The organism is Flavobacterium sp. C3NV (genome assembly GCF_046825355.2).
Lineage (GTDB): Bacteria > Bacteroidota > Bacteroidia > Flavobacteriales > Flavobacteriaceae > Flavobacterium.
On sequence record NZ_JBKQBJ020000016.1, the window covers coordinates 75,465 to 97,586 of the forward strand.

The 22,122-nt window shown below is 35.7% G+C and carries 11 protein-coding genes; 3 read left to right on the plus strand and 8 right to left on the minus strand.

The features are described from left to right. Position 1 precedes the first annotated feature (1 nt). Genes ACIDC4_RS19900 through ACIDC4_RS19910 form a run of 3 tightly spaced genes read right to left on the minus strand, consistent with a single transcriptional unit; the run spans position 2 to position 3,519 of the window. Positions 2-1,012, minus strand: a complete 1,011-nt coding sequence (locus ACIDC4_RS19900) for a 4-hydroxyproline epimerase (protein ID WP_412044227.1) — start codon at positions 1,010-1,012, stop codon at positions 2-4. A gap of 3 nt (positions 1,013-1,015) precedes the next feature. Then, positions 1,016-2,584 carry an aldehyde dehydrogenase (NADP(+)) gene (locus tag ACIDC4_RS19905; protein WP_412044228.1) on the minus strand — a complete coding sequence of 523 codons (1,569 nt, stop codon included), beginning with the start codon at positions 2,582-2,584 and terminating at the stop codon, positions 1,016-1,018. Positions 2,585-2,604: 20 nt separating this feature from the next. Continuing rightward, on the minus strand, positions 2,605-3,519 hold the full coding sequence (locus ACIDC4_RS19910) for a dihydrodipicolinate synthase family protein (protein ID WP_412044229.1): 915 nt from the start codon (positions 3,517-3,519) through the stop codon (positions 2,605-2,607). Positions 3,520-3,657: 138 nt separating this feature from the next. Between ACIDC4_RS19910 and ACIDC4_RS19915 the strand changes: the two genes are divergently transcribed. Then, positions 3,658-4,500, plus strand: a complete 843-nt coding sequence (locus ACIDC4_RS19915; RefSeq protein ID WP_412044230.1) for an AraC family transcriptional regulator — start codon at positions 3,658-3,660, stop codon at positions 4,498-4,500. A 635-nt stretch (positions 4,501-5,135) separates the two neighbouring features. Here the strand turns inward: ACIDC4_RS19915 and ACIDC4_RS19920 are convergent. The 5 genes from ACIDC4_RS19920 to ACIDC4_RS19940 all read right to left on the minus strand — a co-directional run bounded on the left by ACIDC4_RS19920 (position 5,136) and on the right by ACIDC4_RS19940 (position 19,357). Next, on the minus strand, positions 5,136-6,743 hold the full coding sequence (locus ACIDC4_RS19920) for a RagB/SusD family nutrient uptake outer membrane protein (RefSeq protein ID WP_412044231.1): 1,608 nt from the start codon (positions 6,741-6,743) through the stop codon (positions 5,136-5,138). Positions 6,744-6,754: 11 nt separating this feature from the next. Beyond that, positions 6,755-9,742 carry a SusC/RagA family TonB-linked outer membrane protein gene (locus tag ACIDC4_RS19925; RefSeq protein WP_412044232.1) on the minus strand — a complete coding sequence of 996 codons (2,988 nt, stop codon included), beginning with the start codon at positions 9,740-9,742 and terminating at the stop codon, positions 6,755-6,757. Positions 9,743-10,106: 364 nt separating this feature from the next. Continuing rightward, positions 10,107-12,047: an OmpA family protein gene (locus ACIDC4_RS19930; RefSeq protein ID WP_412044233.1), complete on the minus strand. Its 1,941-nt coding sequence runs from the start codon at positions 12,045-12,047 to the stop codon at positions 10,107-10,109. An 11-nt stretch (positions 12,048-12,058) separates the two neighbouring features. Continuing rightward, entirely contained in the window at positions 12,059-12,964 is a 906-nt protein-coding gene (locus ACIDC4_RS19935; RefSeq protein ID WP_412044234.1) for a PorP/SprF family type IX secretion system membrane protein, read from the minus strand. A 63-nt stretch (positions 12,965-13,027) separates the two neighbouring features. Next, positions 13,028-19,357 (minus strand): DUF7507 domain-containing protein, encoded by a 6,330-nt coding sequence (locus ACIDC4_RS19940; protein WP_412044235.1) that lies wholly within the window; start codon positions 19,355-19,357, stop codon positions 13,028-13,030. 680 nt (positions 19,358-20,037) lie between these two features. Here ACIDC4_RS19940 and ACIDC4_RS19945 point away from each other — a divergent pair. Together ACIDC4_RS19945 and ACIDC4_RS19950 are read left to right on the plus strand one after the other, a co-directional pair. Next, positions 20,038-21,621, plus strand: a complete 1,584-nt coding sequence (locus ACIDC4_RS19945) for a helix-turn-helix domain-containing protein (protein ID WP_412044236.1) — start codon at positions 20,038-20,040, stop codon at positions 21,619-21,621. Between the two features lie 49 nt (positions 21,622-21,670). Beyond that, the gene (locus ACIDC4_RS19950) at positions 21,671-22,087 is read left to right on the plus strand and encodes a hypothetical protein (protein WP_412044237.1); all 417 of its coding nucleotides are present in this window, start codon (positions 21,671-21,673) and stop codon (positions 22,085-22,087) included. The last annotated feature ends 35 nt before the right edge of the window (positions 22,088-22,122 follow it).

Below are 22,122 nucleotides of genomic sequence, written 5' to 3' on the forward strand. Positions count from 1 at the left end.
TTTAAATCACCTGAAAACCAAATGCGTACGGATCATCATCTTCGTCGATAATGATATTATTGTAACCGTACACTTTTGCCCAGCCCTGAATACTTGGTACTATGGCTTTGATATTTCCTATAGAAGTTTCTTCTTCTACCCTGCCAATAAATTTACTTCCAATAAAACTTTCGTGTATATAATCTTCTCCTTTTTTTAGTTTTCCTTTGGCGTGAAGCTGTGCAATTCTGGCCGAAGTTCCGGTGCCACATGGCGAACGATCAATAGCTTTATCTCCATAAAAAACGGCATTTCGACCTGATGAAGTTGGATCGATAGGATCTCCTGTCCATAACATATGACTTACATCACGAATGGTATCATTTTCTGGATGAATAAAAAGATTTGGATATTTCTCGTTGATGCGTTTGCGCACTTCCTGACTGTACTGCACAATTTTTCCGGCTGTAAAATCCTGAACGCCTGAGAAATTCTGCTGCGGATCTACAATGGCATAATAGTTTCCGCCGTAAGCGACATCAAAAGTAATCTCTCCCAATTCCGGACAATCAATAGTAAGGCCTTCTGCTGCGAGATATGATTTTACGTTTGTCAATCGTACCCAGTCTACTTTTTTGCCGGTTTGCTGGTATTCTATCTGCACTAAACCTGCAGGCGCTTCCATCTTAATTTTTCCGGGAATTTTAGGAATAACCAAACCTTCTTCAATCGCAATAGTTATCGTTCCGATGGTTCCATGGCCACACATAGGCAAACAACCTGAAGTTTCGATAAACAAAATTCCGAAATCATTTTCAGGATTGCTTGGCGGATACAAAATACTGCCGCTCATCATGTCGTGACCGCGGGGTTCAAACATAAGTCCTTTACGAATCCAGTCGTATTCTTTTAAAAAATGTTGTCGTTTTTCGCTCATGTTGTTTCCAACCAAATTGGGACCACCACCAGCGACCACTCTTACCGGATTTCCGCACGTATGTGCATCTACACAAAAAAAGGTTTTTCTTGGCATAAATTATATTGGGTTCTTTGTTAGTATATCGTTTACGGTTCTGGTAATATTTAAAGGATTTTTATCCTGTAAAGCGCCTGGCAATAATTGATCCGGCCAATCCTGAAAAGTTACCGGACGAACCCATCTTTTCACCGCTGTTAATCCTACAGATGTAAATTTACTGTCGGAACTTGCAGGAAAAGGTCCGCCGTGTGTCATTCCTGAACAAACCTCTACTCCTGTTGGAACATTATTAAAAATTAATCTTCCGACTTTATTTTTAAGATTATCGATTACTTCCGTAAATTCTTCAAACTCTTGCAAATCGGAATTTAAAACTGTTCCGGTCAATTGTCCTTCTAAATCGAAGATAATTTTATTAAGATGTTGAATATCATCACATTTAACTACTACAGAAAAAGGCCCGAAAACTTCTTTGTGAAATGTTTTATTGTTTAAGAAGGTTTCACCGTCGACCGTAATTATATTTTGCAATGCATAATTTGGTTTTACCACTTTTTCTAAACTGGTTTTCTGCGTATATCCTTCTTGTCCAAGCACTTCTGATTTCAGGTTTTCGTATTGGCTTTTTATATTGGGATGCAGCATGCAAGTTGGGTCTATTTTATCTGTCTCTAAAGCTAAAATAGCAATAAAATTATCTAACTCAGCGCTTTTTACTCCTAAAATAAGGCCCGGATTTGTACAAAATTGTCCTGTACCTGCTACAATTGAAGCAGCATAATTTTTCGCCCATTTTTCACCATCTGTTTGTAATGCCGATGGTAAAATTAGAACAGGATTGATGCTTCCCATTTCTGCATAAACCGGAATTGGAATAGCTCTGTTGGCTGCAATTTTGCAAAGTGCCGTACCTCCTTTTATACTTCCGGTAAAACCAACTGCTTTCACTGATGGATTTTCGACCAACGCTACGCCTACTTCTATACCGTGACTGTTCAGGTTTGAAAATACACCATTTGGCATTCCGGTTCTTTTGGCTGCTTTTATAACTGCCGAAGCTACTAATTCACCTGTTCCCGCATGTAGCGGATGCGATTTTACCACTACAGGACAACCCGCGGCCAATGCGCTGGCGGTGTCTCCGCCGGCAGTAGAAAATGCTAGCGGAAAATTACTGGCTCCAAAAACGACTACAGGACCAAGTGGAATCTGCAATCTTCGAATATCGGGTTTACCTTCTGTTTTATTAATGATGGCTTCTATCCAGGAACCTTCTCTCAACATCGTTGCAAATGCTCTAAGTTGTCCGGTTGTTCTGCCGCGTTCGCCATTTGCTCTTCCGGCAGGAAGACCTGATTCCTGAATATAAGTCGCTAATAAATCTTCGCCAAGGGCTTCAATTTCTTCGGCAATTGCGTCCAGAAAATCGGCTTTTTTAACATCTGCAATTGTGCCATATGTTTTAAAAGCTTCTTCAGCTAGTGCTACGGCTTCTGAAATTTCTTCTTCTGTAGCTTCATAAAAAACAGTTTCATTCTCAGAATTTTGTTCCGGATTTATTGTTTTATAGGTCGTTTTACCTTTTGCGGAAAGCACATCTCCAATATAATTTTTTCCTGTAGTCATCGCTTTCTTTTAAACTTTAATTAAATACTTTTATATGCCGGCAATACGGGTCTGTTTTTCATCGCCAAATCAATGATCGATAAAACACGTTCTCTTTCTGATCCCTGTAATGGTAATCTTGGCGCTCTTACATTTTCTGTTCCAAGTCCTGTCGCTACTTCGGCCAATTTGATATTTTGTACCAATTGCGGAGAAATATCCAATTCTAATAATGGCATAAACCATCGGTAAATTTCTAAAGCTTCGGCTACTTTTCCGGCTTTTACCAGTTTGTAAATGGCTACTGTTTCTGCAGGATATGCTACTACTAATCCGGCAACCCAACCATCAGCTCCAGCCACCAAACTTTCAAGTGCCAAAGTATCTACACCGCAAAGTACCTTCAATCTATCGCCAAAACGGTTTCTGATTCTTGTTACATTGCTAATGTCTCTGGTAGATTCTTTTACGGCCTGAATGTTTTCTAGTTTCAAAAGTTCTTCAAACATGTCCAGCGTCACCTCAATTTTATAATCTACAGGGTTATTGTAAATCATAATAGGTAATGACGTGCTTTGGGCAATTTCTTTAAAATAAACTACTGTTTCATGATCTGTTGCTTTGTATCGCATTGGCGGCAAAAGCATTAAACCGTTTACACCCAACTCTTCAGCACGTTTTGCTAGAGTAATGGCTTCGGTAGTAGTTTGCTCTGCAATGTTCACAATAACCGGAATTTTTCCGTCGACTATTCTTAAAGTGTTGGTTATTAAAACTTCTTTTTCTTCTTTAGTCAATGTACTGGCTTCTCCCAGGGTTCCTCCCAGAATGATTCCATTAACTCCAGCATCAATTTGTGCTTTAATATTCTTTTCGAACATTACGAGGTCCAGTTGACCTTCTGCTGTAAACTTTGTTGTTACAGCTGGCATTACGCCTTCCCAATTTATTTTCATATTCTTAATTTTTATCAAAAATAAAGCTTAAAGAAAAGAGCTCCTGTGTGATTATTAGCCTTTATCAATACTATATTACCACATCTATTGTATAATCTGTTTTTTTTGTTAATATTTACATATCCTAAAAACAAAACGTTGAAAATTCTACCTTTTAAAATACCCAAAACCGAAAGAGAAGCTCTCATTTATCAGGAAGATATTGAGCGTGTTTTCTATGATCAATTGCACCAACATGAAGAAATTCAGATTAGTTATATTGCAAAAGGTTCCGGAACTTTAATTGTGGGAGATTCTATAAATGATTATAAGGAAGAGGATATTCTGGTAATTGGTGAGAATGTTCCTCATGTTTTTAGAAGTAATGTGGAAGCAAGTCCGGAATCGGTAATGCTGACTTTGTTTTTTACGAAAACTTCTTTTGGTAAAGATTTTTTTAGCCTGAACGATATGAGTGCTGTAGATGATTTTTTTAAAGATTCTGAATATGGTATGAAAATCCTTTCGAATCAAAAGAAAATTACACACCATTTTAATAAACTAAAAAAACAAAACAAAATTCAGCGTATTGCTTCTTTCTTAAAAATTATAAATATTATTGTTTCTTCGGAGAAAACGCCTCTTTCTTCTTTTGTTTATAAAAAGAAATATACTGATGATGAAGGTCGCAGAATGAGTGCTGTTTTTGAATATGCGATCGAATTTTATCACCAGAATATTACTCTTGATGAAGTGGCAGAAAAAGCGAATATGAGTAAAAATGCTTTTTGCCGTTATTTTAAAAAACGAACCAACAAGACTTTTTTTCAGTTTTTGATTGAAATCAGAATTGAAAATGCCTGTAAATTACTTCACAATAAAAAAGATCTTTCGATTGCTTCTGTTTCTGAACTTTGCGGTTTTCAGGATATTGCTAATTTCAACAGAAAGTTTAAGGAGTTGAAAGGAATTTCGCCTTCGCATTATCGTGCGCAGTTTTAAGTTTTGTTTCACGCAGATTTTTTTTAATCGCGCAAAGACGCAAAGGCGCAAAGTTTTTATTTAACTTGTTTTTATAAATTGTCAAGAAAATAAGGCTTTAGCTAAATATTTACATTTTGGCTAAAGCCTGTAGTTGTCTGCGCATTTTTGTCATCCCGAACGAGGGATCTCCGTTAGTCGCTCGACAATTTTTGAAATACTTTGTGTGAGTTTCTTGTGGAGATTTGTTTCACGCAGATCTTGCAGATTGAGCAGATTTTATTTTTTGTTAGCCTATAATTTTAATCTAAAAAACTTTTAACCCAAAAGTGATTATCATATTGTCAGGCTGAGCGTCCCGAGACTTCGGGAGAAGCTCATGTTTCAATTGGAGCGCCCTTCGACTTCGCTCAGGGTGACACACGAGGGTTATGTTAAATGTTTGTTTTTTCAACCAAAAGTCTATATTCTATTGTCAGGCTGAGCGGAGTCGAAGCCCAGGTTCCAATTGAAACGCCCTTCGACTTCGCTCAGCCTGACAATGATTGTGGTTATTTGAATAATAACTAAAAAATGAAAAGCCATTCCTAAACAAGGAACAGCTTTTCACACACTTATAATTACAAGCAACCAACTTGTAAAATCTTCATATTAATTTAATAACCAGGATTTTGTTTTAAATTACTGTTTTTAGCCATTTCTGACTGTGGGATTGGGAAAATAGCTCTAAAACTATCTGCTGCATCACCTTTTTTAGAAAACCAGGATTTTGTTGAGTATATTCCAAATCGTATTAAATCTTGTCTTCTGTGTGCTTCTCCAACAAATTCCCATGCTAATTCGTCAAGGAAACCGCCGTACTGGATATCTGCACCTCCTTCGTAATTTGTAATCACTCCGGCCTGATAAGTTCCGTATTTATAGACACTTCCGCCTAAAAGTTTTGCGCCTGATACTACAGCTTTGGCAGGATTGGTGTTTTTAAAATTTCTTTGTCTTACTTCAGTAACAATGGCTGCGGCTCCGCCAGCATCACCTTTTCTTAACAGGCACTCTGCTTTGATCATCATAGCATCTGCTAATCTGTAAAAAGGAACGTCATTACTAGCTTGTCCTACAACGCCGGGACCAATTTCATATTTCACCATTCTATAACCTTCGTTAGGCTCGGTACCGTCAACACTTGTCATGTAATTGATATATTCAAATTGTGTTACTTTATCGTCTAACATTATTGGCTCTCCTTTACTGGTAAACTGTTTTCCGCCTAACCAACAATCTTTTAGTCTTTGGTCATCCGGATCATAGGTATCTATAAATTGTGGTATTCCGCCAGTTCCGTTCCATGGACCTCCTGCCAAATCATAAGTCGCCTGACTTGCCGCTGCCAATGTTCTGTACGGCCAGCTTGTTCCGGGAGCTTTTACCTGATCAAAAGGAATGGATAATATTTGTTCTGTTGAAAATTCATTTTTTATAATGAAATTGTCCAAATAATTATTTGTCAATCTAAACCCACCATTATTGATAACATCATTCACCTGAGCCAAAGCTTCATCCCATTTAGGTGTTCCTAAATAAACACCGGCATTGAGATACAATTTTGCCAAAGTCATTTTTACAGCCCACTGATTAATTTTACCATAGGTCGAAGAATTATTTTTATCGCTTAAATAAGGTAAAGCTGTTTTTAATTCCTTTTCTACAAAATCAAATACTTCTTTCCCTGTATTTTGAACCGGTAAATATCCCGGAGGATTGATATATGAAGTTACAATAGGGACATTTCTAAAATTATCCAGCAGTAAATAATAATAAATGGCTCTTAACGCTTTTAATTCCTGAATGACATTTTCTTTGTTTTCGACACCGTCTATTTGCTCTAGTTGGTATATTGCTCTATTGACTTTATTTACTCCTGTAAACATATAATACCAGTTACCCTCTGCCATAGGAAGTGCAGTACCCCAGGTATGTTTGTGCATGGTAATGTAATAATCTCCCCAACCAATACCGTTTCTTTGAGGCGTTACCATTAGATCTGATGAATCTTCATACAGGTTAAAAATAGCATCCCAGTCTGCATAAATTTGTCTGAATGAGTTGTAAGCTGGTGCAACAATACTGGCTAAATCTTCCGAAGTTAATTTAGTATCCTCGGCACTTACCTTATCATAAACGGTCTCATCTAAATTGGTACATCCTGTTCCTAAAAGAAATAAGCCCGAAATAAGAATTTTATATACTATATTTTTATTTTTCATTTTGATTTAATTTAAAAAGTTACATTTAAACCTAGTGTGATACCTCTGGTACTTGGATATTTATCTCTATTATCCATTCCTTGTGACAAAGGGTCTTGTCTTTTTATTTCCGGATCCAATCCTTTGTATTTAGTAAATGTGGCTAAGTTATTTCCAGACACATACAATCGCATTGCATTTATAATTTTGAATGGTGTTACATCAAAATTATACGAGAAGGTTACATTATCTACTTTTACATAATCTCCTTGTTCAACATAATAACTTACGTAGGTTTGGTTGTAGTTTAATACCGCTTTATCATACACTTTATCATATGCACTATCTAACATATTATAAGCAATGGTTGGATTTTCGTAAAACATACGTTGTGTGTTTAATATTTGAAAATCGAAAGCTCCCGTTAATACAACACTTAAATCAAATTTTTTGTAGGTAAAAGTATTCGTCCAACCGGCATAATACTGCGGAATACCATTTCCTAAATATTGTTTGTTACTATCATTATACATTTCTGTGGTAAGTGTTTTTCTAGTTCCGTCAGGCAATTCTACAATCCATTTCCCATCGGTAGTAATATCTACAGATTTTAGTCCCCAAAAATTACCTATTGGTTGTCCTACTTCTAATCGATGTGTTTCAAATGAAATTGGATCTCCTGTGTTTCCTGTATTCAAAAAATCTCCTTCAATTTTATATAAATCATTAGAAAGACTTGTCAGCTTATTTTTATTGTGTGAAAAAGTCATTGAAGAGTTCCAATTAAAGTCTTTTGTTCTAATAGGAACTGTATTCAAAAGAATTTCAAATCCTTTATTTTCCATTTTCCCAACATTGGCAGTAATTTGACGGAATAAATAAGGAGGAGTTGGTACATTATAATCCCATAACATATCACTTGTTTTTTTATTATAAACATCAAAGCTTCCTGAAATTCTGTTATCGAAAAATCCAAAATCAATACCAATATTTACCTCGGCTGTTTTCTCCCAACGTAAATCAGGATTTGGGTTGCTTACCGGCTCTAAACCTTTGACCCATTTTCCGTTACTAAAGAAATAGCCTTCATAATTATACAAGGTCATAGACATATAAGGATCATTAGGTATTACTCCTGTTTCTCCGTAACCTCCTCTTAATTTTAAAGTATTTATAGCAGTAACATCTTTAAGAAAAGACTCTTTATTGATGCTCCATCCTGCAGAAACCGCTGGAAAATTACCCCATTTGTGATTGTCTCCAAACTTAGAAGAACCTTCTCGTCTGATACTAAATAACAAATCGTATTTATTATCAAAATTATAATTAAGCCTGCCAAAGAATCCGATTAATTTACTATCATTTTTATAACTATCGATAGATGCAGTACCATCTGACAAACCATTTCCTGCGTCTAAATTATTATATGAAAATGCATCTGTTGGAAAATCAGAATTACGGGCAGAAAATCCTTCATTTACAGTATATTGATAACTATAACCGCCTAATACCGTAAAATCATGCCTGCCTAAATCTTTATGGTATTTTGATGTAATTTCTACATAATCATTATCTGTAACTCCTGTACTTCTTGAGGCAACTCCATTTCTTTTATTTATGGTATTTGAATAATGTTGTTTGGTTTCAGCATATCCTGTTAAACCTGTATTTTTATTTTTTGAAAGCTGCGCACTTACATCCCATCCCGGCAATAAATCCAAAGTAAGATTAGCCGTAAATCTTTGCCATGTACTATTTCTGTCCTGTGTCGTTTCGTTTAAAATCGCCACCGGGTTGTAATACTGAAGTTTGTTAGGATCTTCGTTATAAGTACCATTTGGGTTATATACAGGAGCGGTAGGATTTCTGATCATTGCCTGTCTGTAAGCATAGGCAGCAATACCCTCATCAATACCCATATCTTGTGTACCGTTTAGTAAGCTCAAGTTGATCTTTAACTTATCGTTGAACATGGTATGATTAACATCAAATGAAAATCGATATTCTTTATTATACGTATTAGTAAAAGCCCCTGTTTGATCTACATAGTTAAGGTTTACTATGTAATTTGTTTTAGCAGTTCCGCCTTTTAAAGCTAAATTATGATTTTGAGTAAATCCTGTTCTCGAGATTTCATCTAACCAATCTGTACTGGCACCACCATCAGTAAAAGGTAAGGTAACTCCTTGTGCACGCAAACTTCTTTGTTGACTGGCATCTAAAAATTTAGCCTTGTTCGCAAAATTAGATGTTGTAGCAAATGTTGAGTACGTAATTGTTGGCGCTATTTCGCTATTTACTGTTTTTGTTGTAATAAGAATTACTCCATTCGCTCCTCTGGTTCCATAAATAGCTGCTGCCGAAGCATCTTTTAAAACATCTATTGACGCAATTTCATTTGGCGATACCGTATCAATACTTCCGGGTACACCATTAATTAAGACCAAAGGGCCTGTTCCTCCTTTTAGAGTAGAGAATCCACGTAATGTAATATTGGGGGTTGATCCCGGATCTCCTGAGCCGTTATTAATACTAAGACCTGCAACTTTACCTTTGATAAGATCCGAAGCATCATTAATAGCTCCTCTTGTAAAATCTTTTTCTTTTACACTGGCTATAGCACTCGTAACTCTTGATTTTTTCTGAGTTCCGTATCCTACAACAACTACTTCGTTTAATTCTTCTTTACTGTCCTGGAGCGCTACATTTATCTGACTCTTATTCAAAACAGCAATTTCCTGAGTTACAAAGCCCATATAGCTAAAAACCAATTTTGAATCTTTATTTTTAAGTGTAATCTGAAAATTACCATCAAAATCACTTACAGCACCATTAGAAGTATTTTTTTCTAAAACTGATACTCCAGGTATGGGAATATTATTTGCATCTGTAATTTTACCGCTGATCTTCTGTTGTGAAAATGAGCTAAAAACAACAAACAAAAACAAAATCGTAAAGAACATCTTTTCTCTGTAAGAGGATGTTGCAGTACTTTTAAAAACATGCGTGGTTGGTTTCATAATTTTAACTATTTGGTTAGTGTATTTTTAACACTTGTAAAATTATGTTAAATTGGAGTTAACAAAATTGTTGATATTACCACATCATAATACTATATTATCCTCTTTTTAATAAAAGCATCCTCATTTAGCAAATCAGTTAATTATTTAACAGAAAATTACATCAAAAAATAAATAATACTCTTTTTTAACCTCAAAACACCTATAAGTATTCAATGCGTTATGAGCTAATTACTTTCTCGTTATTTTGTTATTGAATGCCTTCTCAAATAATCATTATACTTTTATCCATGTACTATAAAAATAAAATGCCCTTTCTAAAATTTTAGAAAGGGCATTTTATTGAAAACTTTTTTATTGGATATTATTCTATTGCAATAATGATAAACTCACTTCGTCTGTTTAACTGATGTTCAGCTTCTGTACAAGAAACTCCATCTGCACAATTATTTATCAGCTGACTCTCGCCATATCCTTTTCCGGTTAATCGATTTGAAGCGATACCATTTTTTGTTAGCCATTGCACGGTTGCTTTGGCTCTTCTGTTGGATAAGGCGATATTGTATTCTGCAGTTTGTCTACTATCTGTATGAGAACGAACATCGATTTTCATCTTTGGATATTGTTTCATTACTGCCAGAATTTTTTCCAGTTCAAAAGCTGCATCTTTACGAATGAAAGATTTATCCAAATCAAAATAGATAATAGGTATGTTGAGCGTTTTGGCCAAATCAGTTCCTACCCCTATTGGTTTAATTCGTTTTTCTAGTGCCACTACAACACTTGTTTCGCCTGCTTCTCCTGTTATAGTTACCGGAACTTCTTTGGTTTCGTAGTCTTCTTTTGTGGCTCTAACATAGTATTTTTTAGTGCATTCTACATTAAATGTAAAACTTCCATCTGCTTGTGTAACAACCTCATCAATAACTTTAAATTGTTCGTCAAGCAAAGTTACTTTGGCATTGTCCAGAATTTTATTGGTTTCTAAATCAACAATTGTTGCTTTTAGTTTTTGCTCGCAAAGCAATTTTCTTGTTTCGGTAATTTTGTAAATATCATCGTTTCCAATTCCGCCCTCTCTGTTAGAAGAGAAAAATCCGTTGCTGGTTTCGCTATTGATGATAAAGGCAAAATCATCTTGTTTACTGTTTATTGGTGCACCTACGTTTTGCACTGCTGTAAAAGTATCATCGTTTTTGATTGTTGATACAAATACGTCAAGGCCGCCTAATCCTGGTCTTCCGTCACTGGCAAAATACAATTGATTGTCTGCAGCTATAAACGGGAAAGTTTCTCTTCCTTCGGTATTAATGGCAGGTCCCAGATTTTCGGGTTTGCCAAATGTTTTATCATCGTTTATGGTTACGCTATACAAATCAGATTGTCCTAATGTTCCGGGCATATCAGAGGCGAAATACAACTTTTTTTCATCATTGCTAAGTGCGGGATGTGCCGTACTGTATTGGTTGCTATTAAAAGGTAGTTCAGTTATATTCATCCATTTATCCTTAATAAATTCTGCCTTATAAAGCTTAAGCAATGTAATTTTCTGATCGTCTCTGCCTCTTTTTCCTTTAAGATAGTTGTTTCTTGTAAAATACATTGTTTTTCCATCTTTAGTAAAAACAGGTGTCGATTCGTTGAACTTAGAATTGATTTTCTTTTGAAAACGTTCCGGTTCTCCTAATGTTCCATCTGCTTTTAATTCCGCCAAATATAAATTGGTAAACGCTTTATTGGTCCATTTAAATGTCTTTCTACTTACACCTCCTGTATCTCTGGCAGATGCAAAGACAATTTTGTCGTTGTAATATGCACTTCCGTAATCCGTTTGCTTCGAATTTATTCCGGCATTCGCAATTTCGAACCTTCCTGAATTGGCTTTTATTTGCTCGAGATAGTTTTTATTATTTTCGAATAAAATACCTCTCTTATCTGTTGCCGTTTTTTTATTGAAGGCTTCGAGGATTTTATCCGCTTTAGCGTAATCTCCCATTGCTTTTAAAGTTTGTGCATAGCGGTAATAATATTCCGGTTCCTGCTCTGCATTCATTTCAAAAAGGGCATCGTACCATTTGGCAGCCTTAATTAATTCGCCATTAAAATAATAAGCATTACCTAATCGCTGAAACATGGTTTCATCTTTATATCCTTTTTCTGCAACTCTTTCATAAGTTCCAATTGCATCAATATAAGCATATTGGGTATAATCTTTATCTGCTTTATTCTGACTAGCTGTTTGCGCGTTTCCTTTTAGCGCTATAAGTGCTAAAAAAATGGAAGAAACTATATGTTTAATTTTCATCTTTGAAGGATTTAGAAGAATCTTGGTGAAGTGATACGGCTATAATTATTGAAGAATTCGAATCGCAGGAATATCTCATGTGAACCTGAATTATAATTATTTAATCTCGTTGTTTCGCGATCATAAGAATATCCAATAAACAATCCGTCGGTTACCTGAAATCCAGCCATTGCACTTAATGCAGCGCTCCATCGATAGGCTAAACCTGCTACGAATTTATCATTGAACATAAAGTTTGCCGAAAGGTCTACTTGAAGCGGGGATCCTTCGACCATTTTGGTCAGTACTGCCGGTTTGAATTTAATGTAAGGATCTAAATCGAATACATAACCTGCTATTAAATAATAGTTGATTTTGTCTTTGAAGATCGCTGTATCATTATCATCATATCTATTGGTTTCGATAAAATTGGGTACCGATAATCCTATGTACGCTTTATCTGAATGCCAGTATACTCCTGCCCCAACATTTGGCGAGAATTTGCTGTTGAGATCCTGAAATTGAGGATCACCCTGATGTTCTGGCTGCAGTTTGTTTACATCAAGACTAAAAAGGTTTCCTGTCGCCTTGATACCAAAAGATAGTTTGAAGGTTTCAGAGGTTGGAACGGTATAAGACAAATCTGCCGATATGGTATTTTCATTTGTTGGTCCGATTTTATCGTTTACCAGCGAAACTCCAAGTCCAAGATTACTATTACTAAGTGGCGTATTTACTGAAAAGCTGCTGGTTTCAGGTGCTCCGTCAAGTCCTACCCATTGGGTACGGTACAAACCAAAGATGCTCAATGCTCCTCTTGAACCCGCATAAGCAGGGTTTATATTGATGGTGTTGTACATGTATTGTGTGTACTGTGCGTCTTGTTGTGCAAATCCTACAGCGGAAAAAAACATAAAAACTAAAACTAATTTTCTCATTTATTTTTCTTTTAATAATGGCTTAGCTTTTAGAGACTAAGCCATTTTAATTTGTTCTAACTATTATTTACTCAGGTATAAATATCCTGCTTCCTGATGTGCGTTTGAATCGCTGTCTTTGTACTTAAGAATATAGTAATACGTTCCAACCGGTAATCCGTCTGATTGTTTTACTGTTGTGCGTCCTTCAGACATTCCTCTAAAAGCACGTTCTTCGTTATTATAATTCTCACGCTCGAACACCAAAACTCCCCAACGGTTGTAGATCTCAACTGTATTGTCAGGATAACATTCTAAGCCCTGAATGTAGAAGCGTTCGTTTTTGGTATCTCCATTTGGAGACATCGCATTAAAGATTTTGATTATGCAGCCTTCTATTTGTGAAACAGTTGGATTATTTCCTGAGTTATCATTATCATCAGAAGCATCACTTACAGTAACACCCAGAGGATTTTTTGCCGTTACAAAAGCCTGATTAGAAACTTTTCCTGTATTGATATCACTTTGTTTTAAAGCATAAATTCCTTTAAAACTAATATTATCACTTTCTCCCGGAGATAACGAGATTGGTCCTCCTGTCATAACAATTCCTGGCAACGGATCGTTGATAACAACATTTGTTAGCCTCACATTTCCTGTATTGGTAACAAGAAAACTATATGTTATGGTTTCACCTGCTTCGGCATTTTTATTATTGTTTTCATCATTAAATACCGCTGTTTTAACTAAGGCAATTCCTGATTTTTGTTCCAAAGTAGTAACGGTACAAGTAGGACAAGCAGGCTCGTAAAATTTATCTTGTGGAGTTAATGGTGAAATATCTTCAGAATCATTATCGATACTTACTCCATTTGGATCATTTCCGGTAACCAGAGCTAAATTATACACTGCTCCCAAATCGATATCTGATTGCGTAAGTACATAACTTGCTGTAAAAGTTGTTGTATCAAAAGCTAGTGGTTCCAGTGAAATTGGTCCGCCTGTAACTGTAACCATAGGATCAGTTACTACAATATCTTTGATGGTAACATTTCCTGTATTGATTACTCTAAAAACATAATTAATACGGTCGCCTTCACTTACTGATCCGTCATGATTTGCATCTTCAAATATACCGTGTTTCAATAATTTTAAACCAGGATTCTGAGATAACTTCGTTATTGTTGAATCATTTTTCCCTGGTAACGCAGGGTCATTGCTATCTGATAAATTAGATATTGGAGCTCCAACAATTGGAGTTGCTGTTACCAAAGCCTGATTGTTTATAGCTCCTGCATCAACATCTGCCTGTGTGATTACATAAGTCGCGCTGAAAGTGGTATCGTCTTTTGTGCCAACATTTAATACTGCAATTGGTCCGCCAGTTACAGTAACCATTGGATCGGTTACCACAACATTGGTTAATTGCATTGTTCCCGTATTTACTACTGAAAAATTATAAGTAATCGTTTCTCCTTTTTGAGCAAAGCCATCGCCATTGACATCATTAAAAGTTCCTTTTTTGATAACTTCTATAGTAGGCACCTGAACTATAACATCTATTGTAGCTGTATCACAAATCAAGGGATTGGCAACCTGACAAATACTATAAGTTATAGGATAAGTTCCAGGCACTGTATTAGCATCAACCGTAATAGTTCCGTCTGAATTTAATGTCAATCCTGTCGGAAGAGTTATCGAAGTCGTTAATGTAACATCTGTCGGTAAAAATGCAACTTCATCCAAAGTATCATTTGCAAAAACAGTTGGGATTGTTCCTCCCGTTGTTCCGTTGATTGGTGATGGTGTATCGTTATTCGCATCGATTGTAGTTATAATTACAGTTTTTGTAGCTGTATCACAAATCAATGGATTGGCAACTTGACAAATTGAATATGTAATAGGATAAGTTCCAGGCGCTGTGTTAGCATCAACGGTAATAGTTCCGTCTGAATTTAAAGTTAATCCTGTTGGAAGAACTGTCGAAGTCGTTAATGTAACATCTGTCGGTAAAAATGCAACTCCATCCAAAGTATCATTTGCAAAAACAGTTGGGATTGTTCCGCCAGTTGTCCCGTTGATTGGACTTGGTGTATCATTTGAAGCATCGATTGTAGTTACAATTACTGTAGTAGTTGCTGTATCACAAATTAATGGATTAGCAACCTGACAAATACTATAAGTAATAGGATAAGTTCCCGGTGCTGTATTAGCGTCAACTGTAATAGTTCCGTCTGAATTTAAAGTCAATCCTGTTGGAAGAACTGTTGAAGTCGTTAATGTAACATCTGTAGGTAAAAATGCAACTCCATCCAAAGTATCATTTGCAAAAACAGTTGGAATCGTTCCGCCTGTTGTTCCGTTGATTGGATTTGGTGTATCGTTTGTAGCATCGATTGTAGTTACAATTACTGTTGTGGTTGCTGTATCACAAATCAATGGGTTAGCAACCTGACAAATACTATAAGTTATAGGATAAGTTCCCGGTGTTGTGTTAGGATCAACTGTAATAGTTCCATCTGAATTTAAAGTCAATCCTGTTGGAAGAGTTGTCGAAGTCGTTAATGTAACATCTGTCGGTAAAAATACAACTCCATCCAAAGTATCATTTCCAAAAACAGTTGGGATAGTTCCTCCTGTTGTTCCGTTGATTGGACTTGGCGTATCATTTGTAGCATCGATTGTAGTTACAATTACTGTAGTAGTTGCTGTATCACAAATTAATGGATTGGCAACCTGACAAATACTATAAGTAATAGGATAAGTTCCCGGTGCTGTATTAGCATCAACCGTTATCGTTCCATCTGAATTTAAAGTCAATCCTGTTGGAAGAACTGTTGATGTTGTAAGTGTTACATCTGTCGGTAAAAATGCGACTCCATCCAAAGTATCATTTGCAAAAACAGTTGGGATTGTTCCGCCAGTTGTTCCGTTGATTGGATTTGGTGTATCGTTTGTAGCATCGATTGTAGTTATAATTACTGTTGTAGTTGCTGTATCACAAATTAATGGATTGGCAACCTGACAAATACTATAAGTTATAGGATAAGTTCCAGGCGCTGTATTAGCATCAACCGTAATAGTTCCGTCTGAATTTAAAGTCAATCCTGTTGGAAGAGTTGTTGAAGTTGTTAATGTAACATCAGCCGGTAAAAATGCAACTCCGTCCAAAGTATCATTTGCAAAAACAGTTGGAATTGTTCCTCCTGTTGTTCCGTTGATTGGATTTGGTGTATCGATTGTAGCATCGATTGTAGTTACAATTACTGTTGTGATTGCTGTATCACAAATTAATGGATTGGCAACCTGACAAATTGAATATGTAATAGGATAACTTCCCGGTGCTGTGTTAGCATCAACCGTTATCGTTCCATCTGAATTTAAAGTTAATCCTGTTGGAAGAACTGTTGAAGTCGTTAATGTAACATCTGCCGGTAAAAATGCAACTCCATCTAAAGTATCATTTGCAAAAACAGTTGGAGTCGTTCCTCCTGTTGTTCCGTTGATTGGGCTTGGTGTATCATTATCTGCATTGATTGTCGTTATCACAACTGTTGTTGTAGCTGTATCACAAATTAATGGATTGGCAACCTGACAAATACTATAACTAATAATGTGAGTTCCCGGCGCTGTGTTGGCATCAACCGTAATAGTCCCGTCTGAATTTAATGTCAATCCTGTTGGAAGAGTTGTTGACGTAGTTAATGTTACATCTGCCGGTAAAAATGCAACTCCATCCAAAGTATCATTTGCAAAAACAGTTGGAATTGTTCCTCCTGTTGTTCCGTTGATTGGGCTTGGAGTATCGTTTGTAGCATCGATTGTGTTTACAATTACCGTAACAGTTGCATCGGCACAGTTTAAAGGAATATCAACCTGACAAATCTTATAATCGAATGTATAAGTTCCGGCCGCTGTTCCCGCTGCAACATCAACACTACCGTCAGTATTCAAAGTTAATCCGGCAGGGACACCTGATGTTCCCAAAGTTACAACAACGTCAGCAGGCACAAATGAATTCCCATTTATATTATCATTTGCAAAAATGTTAATCACATTAGTTGCTCCTGTATTTCTGTTAATAGCATTTACAGTATCATTATCCGCAAAAATTACAGGTTTTGTTTCCGTTTCTGTATCATTATCATTATCTGCAGCTGTTCCTGATATATCTTCAACTGGATTGTTACTACCGTCAACACCTTTTGCTTCGGCTGAATTAATCACTTTACCGGCTATAAGATCAGCAAGCGTTACAGTATGGGTGGCTATACTATTTGCTGAAGCACCCGGAAGAAGCGTTGCTACTGATGCAGGAGAAATACTTCCCGAATCTGCATTGGCATCTGTAATATTGATATTAAATACCGGTACTTTACCCGTATTCGTAACGACAAGATCATAAGTAATTACATCTCCGGCTTTATTAAATACTCCTGTTCTGGCTGTTTTTACCAGTTTTAATTCAGCTTGAGGTGTTGCGTTATCACTGTCATTTGTCAAAGTGAGATCAATATTATCACCTTTTATACTTGCTGTGTTCGTAACTCCACCTATAGTTTTTATAGTCGCCGTAATATTTAAGGCAGCAGCAGCATTAACGGCAAGATTACCAATGTTCCAAATTCCGGTACTTTGATCATAAGTTCCTGTGCTTGGGGAAGCTGAAACAAAAGTATACCCTGAAGGTAAAGCATCCGTAACAACAACATTTCGGTCTTCATTTGGTCCGTTATTTTTAGCTGCCACCGTAAATACAACTTCATTAGCGGCTGATCCGTTTGCAACAGTTTTGGTGACTTCACGATCTCCACAAACAGCAACATATATTGCAGCCGATTTTCCTGTAACTCCACAATCACGTGTTCCGGTAATCGAATAATTTCCTGTTTTTTCCGGAATGATAGATTGACTTGTTGCGCCTGGTATGAGCACTCCTTCAAAATACCATTGGTATGGTTCTAATCCCGGATCAGCAGTTATGATGTTAATCGCACAACCATTACTGTCTTTTGTAACTTCAGGTAGTGCCGGGGTTTCATTAAAAGAAGAAAAGAATCCTGACATCGAAAATCCTCCACCTTGCTGTACAATCCCTACATTCATTCTTGCCGAAGAAGTAACAGTAATATTTGCAGGGTTTCCAATTTGTGTGTTTTCAAATCTAATTAAATAAACTCCTGTTGTACCTAACTGGAAACGAAGATTACCTGTTGTACTCTCAATATTAGTCCCGTTTACATAAACAATCGCTGTTAGAGATTCTACCAGAACAAATCCAAAATAAGGCAATACTTGTCCGTTATAACCTTTAAACTCACTTGTTGAGGTCCATTTTGATCCTGAACATCCTCCTACCGGAAGAACGGTAGCAATATCCACTTCACATGATTGTGCTGTTCCTGAATATACTGCAATAGGTTTATTTGATTCTATTATTGAGGATGAATAACGATTATTAGCATCGCCATGATGAATAGAACGATAAGATCCTCCGCTTGCAAGTGTAAAAGTTGTTGTATTAATAAAAGCTCCATTTGGAGCATAATTAGTTACTGTAACCTGAGTATTTTCCTCAGATGCAATGATGGTAGACTGTTCAGGTAAATTAGCTCCTGTTCCTGCCGTACCACTACCTCTTACTACAATATATTTTGTTCCTAAAATACTTACCGGTGCCATTTGATCTACTGCTCCATCCCCACATCCTCCCGGAGTGTCTGTATAAGCACCAGTATTAGCTACTACCGGTTTATTTGCTTCAAGCAAATCTCCTGTACCCGTAGGTTGAAATAAATAACTTTGTCCCTTATTTAAGAGCACCAAATTGGCCCCGTTTAGCTTTACTTGTGTATTATCATCAATTGCCATAACCGAATACACGGGAAGGTTGGCGGCTCCATTAAATCCTGTAATACCTGCAAAATTACTTCGGTAATATCCCAAACGGAAAGCAGTTCCCCTGCCTTCATTACCAAAACTAACCAAAGAAGCATTTCCTTTAATGGTGGAACCATTAGTATCTCCACCACCGGAACTAGCCTGATCTGAAGCTACATTTCTAAGATTTACAGATACTTTTCCACCTGTACATTCTACTATTAAACCTCTATCGTCCTGAATAGTATTAACAGGGTTACTATTTAATAACCATGGCGAACCAGCGAAACGATATACATTAGGCGCGGCCGAAGTAAGCGTTCGGGTTGTAAGTAATGTACCGTCACTTTTCTTTAAGGTTACCGTGACCGTTGTGGTCGATTCGGTCGTAAGTACAATTTCATTTGCATTACTCCAATATTGCCAGGGTGATGGTGCTATATAATGACTGGTTGCGTATTGGGCATTTCCCTTAAATACAAAAAAAAGAAACAAAACTAAAAAGAGTAGTTTTTTGGGTAATTTTTTTCTCATAGTTATCATTTGAATTATTATTCCAGATATATTTTGATTTTGGGTGCGAAAGTAGAGATTAGAGCTTCCTCTAAAGGGACCATTCCTTTTTCGATTACGTAATAGAGAAAATATCTGTTCAGGAAAAAACAGATAATCATTTAACAAACAGATAGTTGCGGTTAAACGATTTTTAAAGCACTTTGACGAATAGAATTGTCATTTTAGCCGTAATCAGGATTTGAAAAGTAATTATACGAGAGTCAATTCAAAAGTTTTGGATCATTATGCCACAAAGAATCCATTTTTATTAGAAAAAAAATAGAGCAAAGAGCATTTTTATAAAGAAATTAAATGGCCTTCTTGTGAAGTTTATCAATAAAAAATCTACCAAAAAAATTATATTTGCATAAGCTCTTCGTTTTTGAAATTACCTATGATTTAGCGCTAAAAACAGAAGTTATTCTCAACATTATTATTTCTTAAGTGTTTTGTAACGTAATGATTATAAGTTGTTACTATTTCAGAAAGTCTTGACTTTTATCAAAAAAAATAACTACTTTGCCCATCACAATGATTTGCTGCACTGCATTGATAGAAATCATAGTATTTTTCTTAAAATTTGATATAACTTGTATCATTAAGCGAAAAATCATCAAAAAAACCATCACTATACAACCTTTTAATTACAATTTACTTACATGCACCTAAAACGTATTCTTATTCTATTTATAGCTGTGGTTTTTCCTTACTTAAGTTCCGCACAAAATTCAAAATTTGACAGTATTTTTTCAGAAACAGCTCAGGTATTAGTAGGCTCCAATCCAAAGAAAGCTTTAAAAAATACCGATTACCTTTATAAAATCGCAAGTGATAATTCACAGCGAATAAAATCCAGTATGCTGAGAGCAACGCTTTTGCGCCAATACGGTATTCGCAACGAAGCAGTTGCCGCATTAAAACGTGCAGACAGTCTGGCTATAATTGACAAGAATTACAATATGCAGGCAAGGATAAATGGTTTTTTATCCACACTTTACCGCGAATTCGAAATTTATAGCATAGGAAAAATATACTTACAGAAAGCGGTTACGATCAGTAAGAAAATTGAGGATAAAACAGACATGTATAAGTTTCAGGGCAATCTGTCTCAGGAAATAGCCTACTACTACATGTATTCTTCGGATTTTTCAAAAGCTATTGTAAATCTTAAAAAAGGCAATCAATTATTTGAAAAAGCCGGAGGTAGTATTGATGTTAACTTTCAAACCGCTGTCAATAAAGAACTTATAGCAAAAAACTATCTCTCATTGCATAAAGTCGATTCTGCATTTTTCTATTATAACAAAGCCAAAAAAGGACTCGAATCATCACAATCACCAAATAGTCCTCTCAAAGGTTTTATATACAATGGTCTTGCAAATGCCTACATAGCTAAAGGCGATTTTAAAAATGCTACTTCAAATTTCAAAACAGCAGAACAAATAGCAAAAGTTTCGAATTACTTTACATTAAAACAGGAAGTCTATGTTTCTTTGTTGGAGTTTTATAAAAAAACCGATAATAAAAAATACATCACTTATAATGAGCTCAATCTTAAACTCAATAAAGATGATGAGCAAAGCCGAAAAGTTATTGCAGATGACTTGATAAAAGAACTACGCAAAAAACAGGTTGATACCCAATCTGAATACCAAAAAAGCAAATATCTTATCATTGGAATCTGTATTTTTATTGTACTCATTATTATTGGTATTTATATATTGAAAAGAAAACAGGATTATAATAAAATTAAAAAGTTCATTAATAAAACAGAGAACCAGACAGAAACTGAAGTGAAGATTTCTCCCAAGAAAGATGTTGCTAAAGAGTATATGTCGGAGGTAACTGAAAGCACGATTTTAGAAAGCATAAAGCAGTTTGAAAAATCTAATTTGTATCTCAACAAAGATATTTCCTTAAATTCCGTAGCTGCAGAACTTAGTATCAATCAACGCTATTTATCTTATGTCATCAACAAACATAAATCAAAGGATTTTGCCAGCTATATCAATGAACTTCGAATCAATTATATCATTAACCGACTCAAAAATGATCCTAATTATTTAAAATATAAAATAAGCTATCTTGCCGATCAATGCGGATTTTTATCGCATAGCAGATTTACAATTACCTTTAAAAAAGTTACCGGAGTTTCTCCCCTAACTTTTATTACCTATCTTCAAAAAGAAAACCAGGAGAAAAAACAATCCAATCATGTTACGAAAGCAAAACATATGAGTTAAAGTAAGCATAGAACGGTAAAGTTTATTTTTAAAGGACTATTTTTATAAAATGAAATTTCAAAAACCCATTATTTTAGTACAGTACCTAAAGCAGCTTTTGCTTTTAGTGGGGTTAATCTATGCTTTTTCTAATTGTCATATTAAAAAATCTGTTTTGCATTTTGCAGGAATCGAGTCTGTAGCACTTTCTCAAAAAAGCCTGACACAACTGCCTGTTCAGGGCGCGTGTACAGTGAATTATCTTCATAAAGAAATTACATCAAAGAAAACATTCGCTGCTCCACAAACACCTGTCGTTCCCGGATTACAATACTTTAGTTTTCAAACAACAGAAAACAAAGCTTATAAGGCATTACCCATTCATCCTGCCTTTGAATTCAATAAGAGTTCGACAAGCTTCCCTCCTATTTTTATAGTATTTAAAAAACTAAAGATTGCGCCACGAGTAGTTTCGTACACTGCTTAAAACATTTTTTTACTTTTTAAATTTTATACAATATC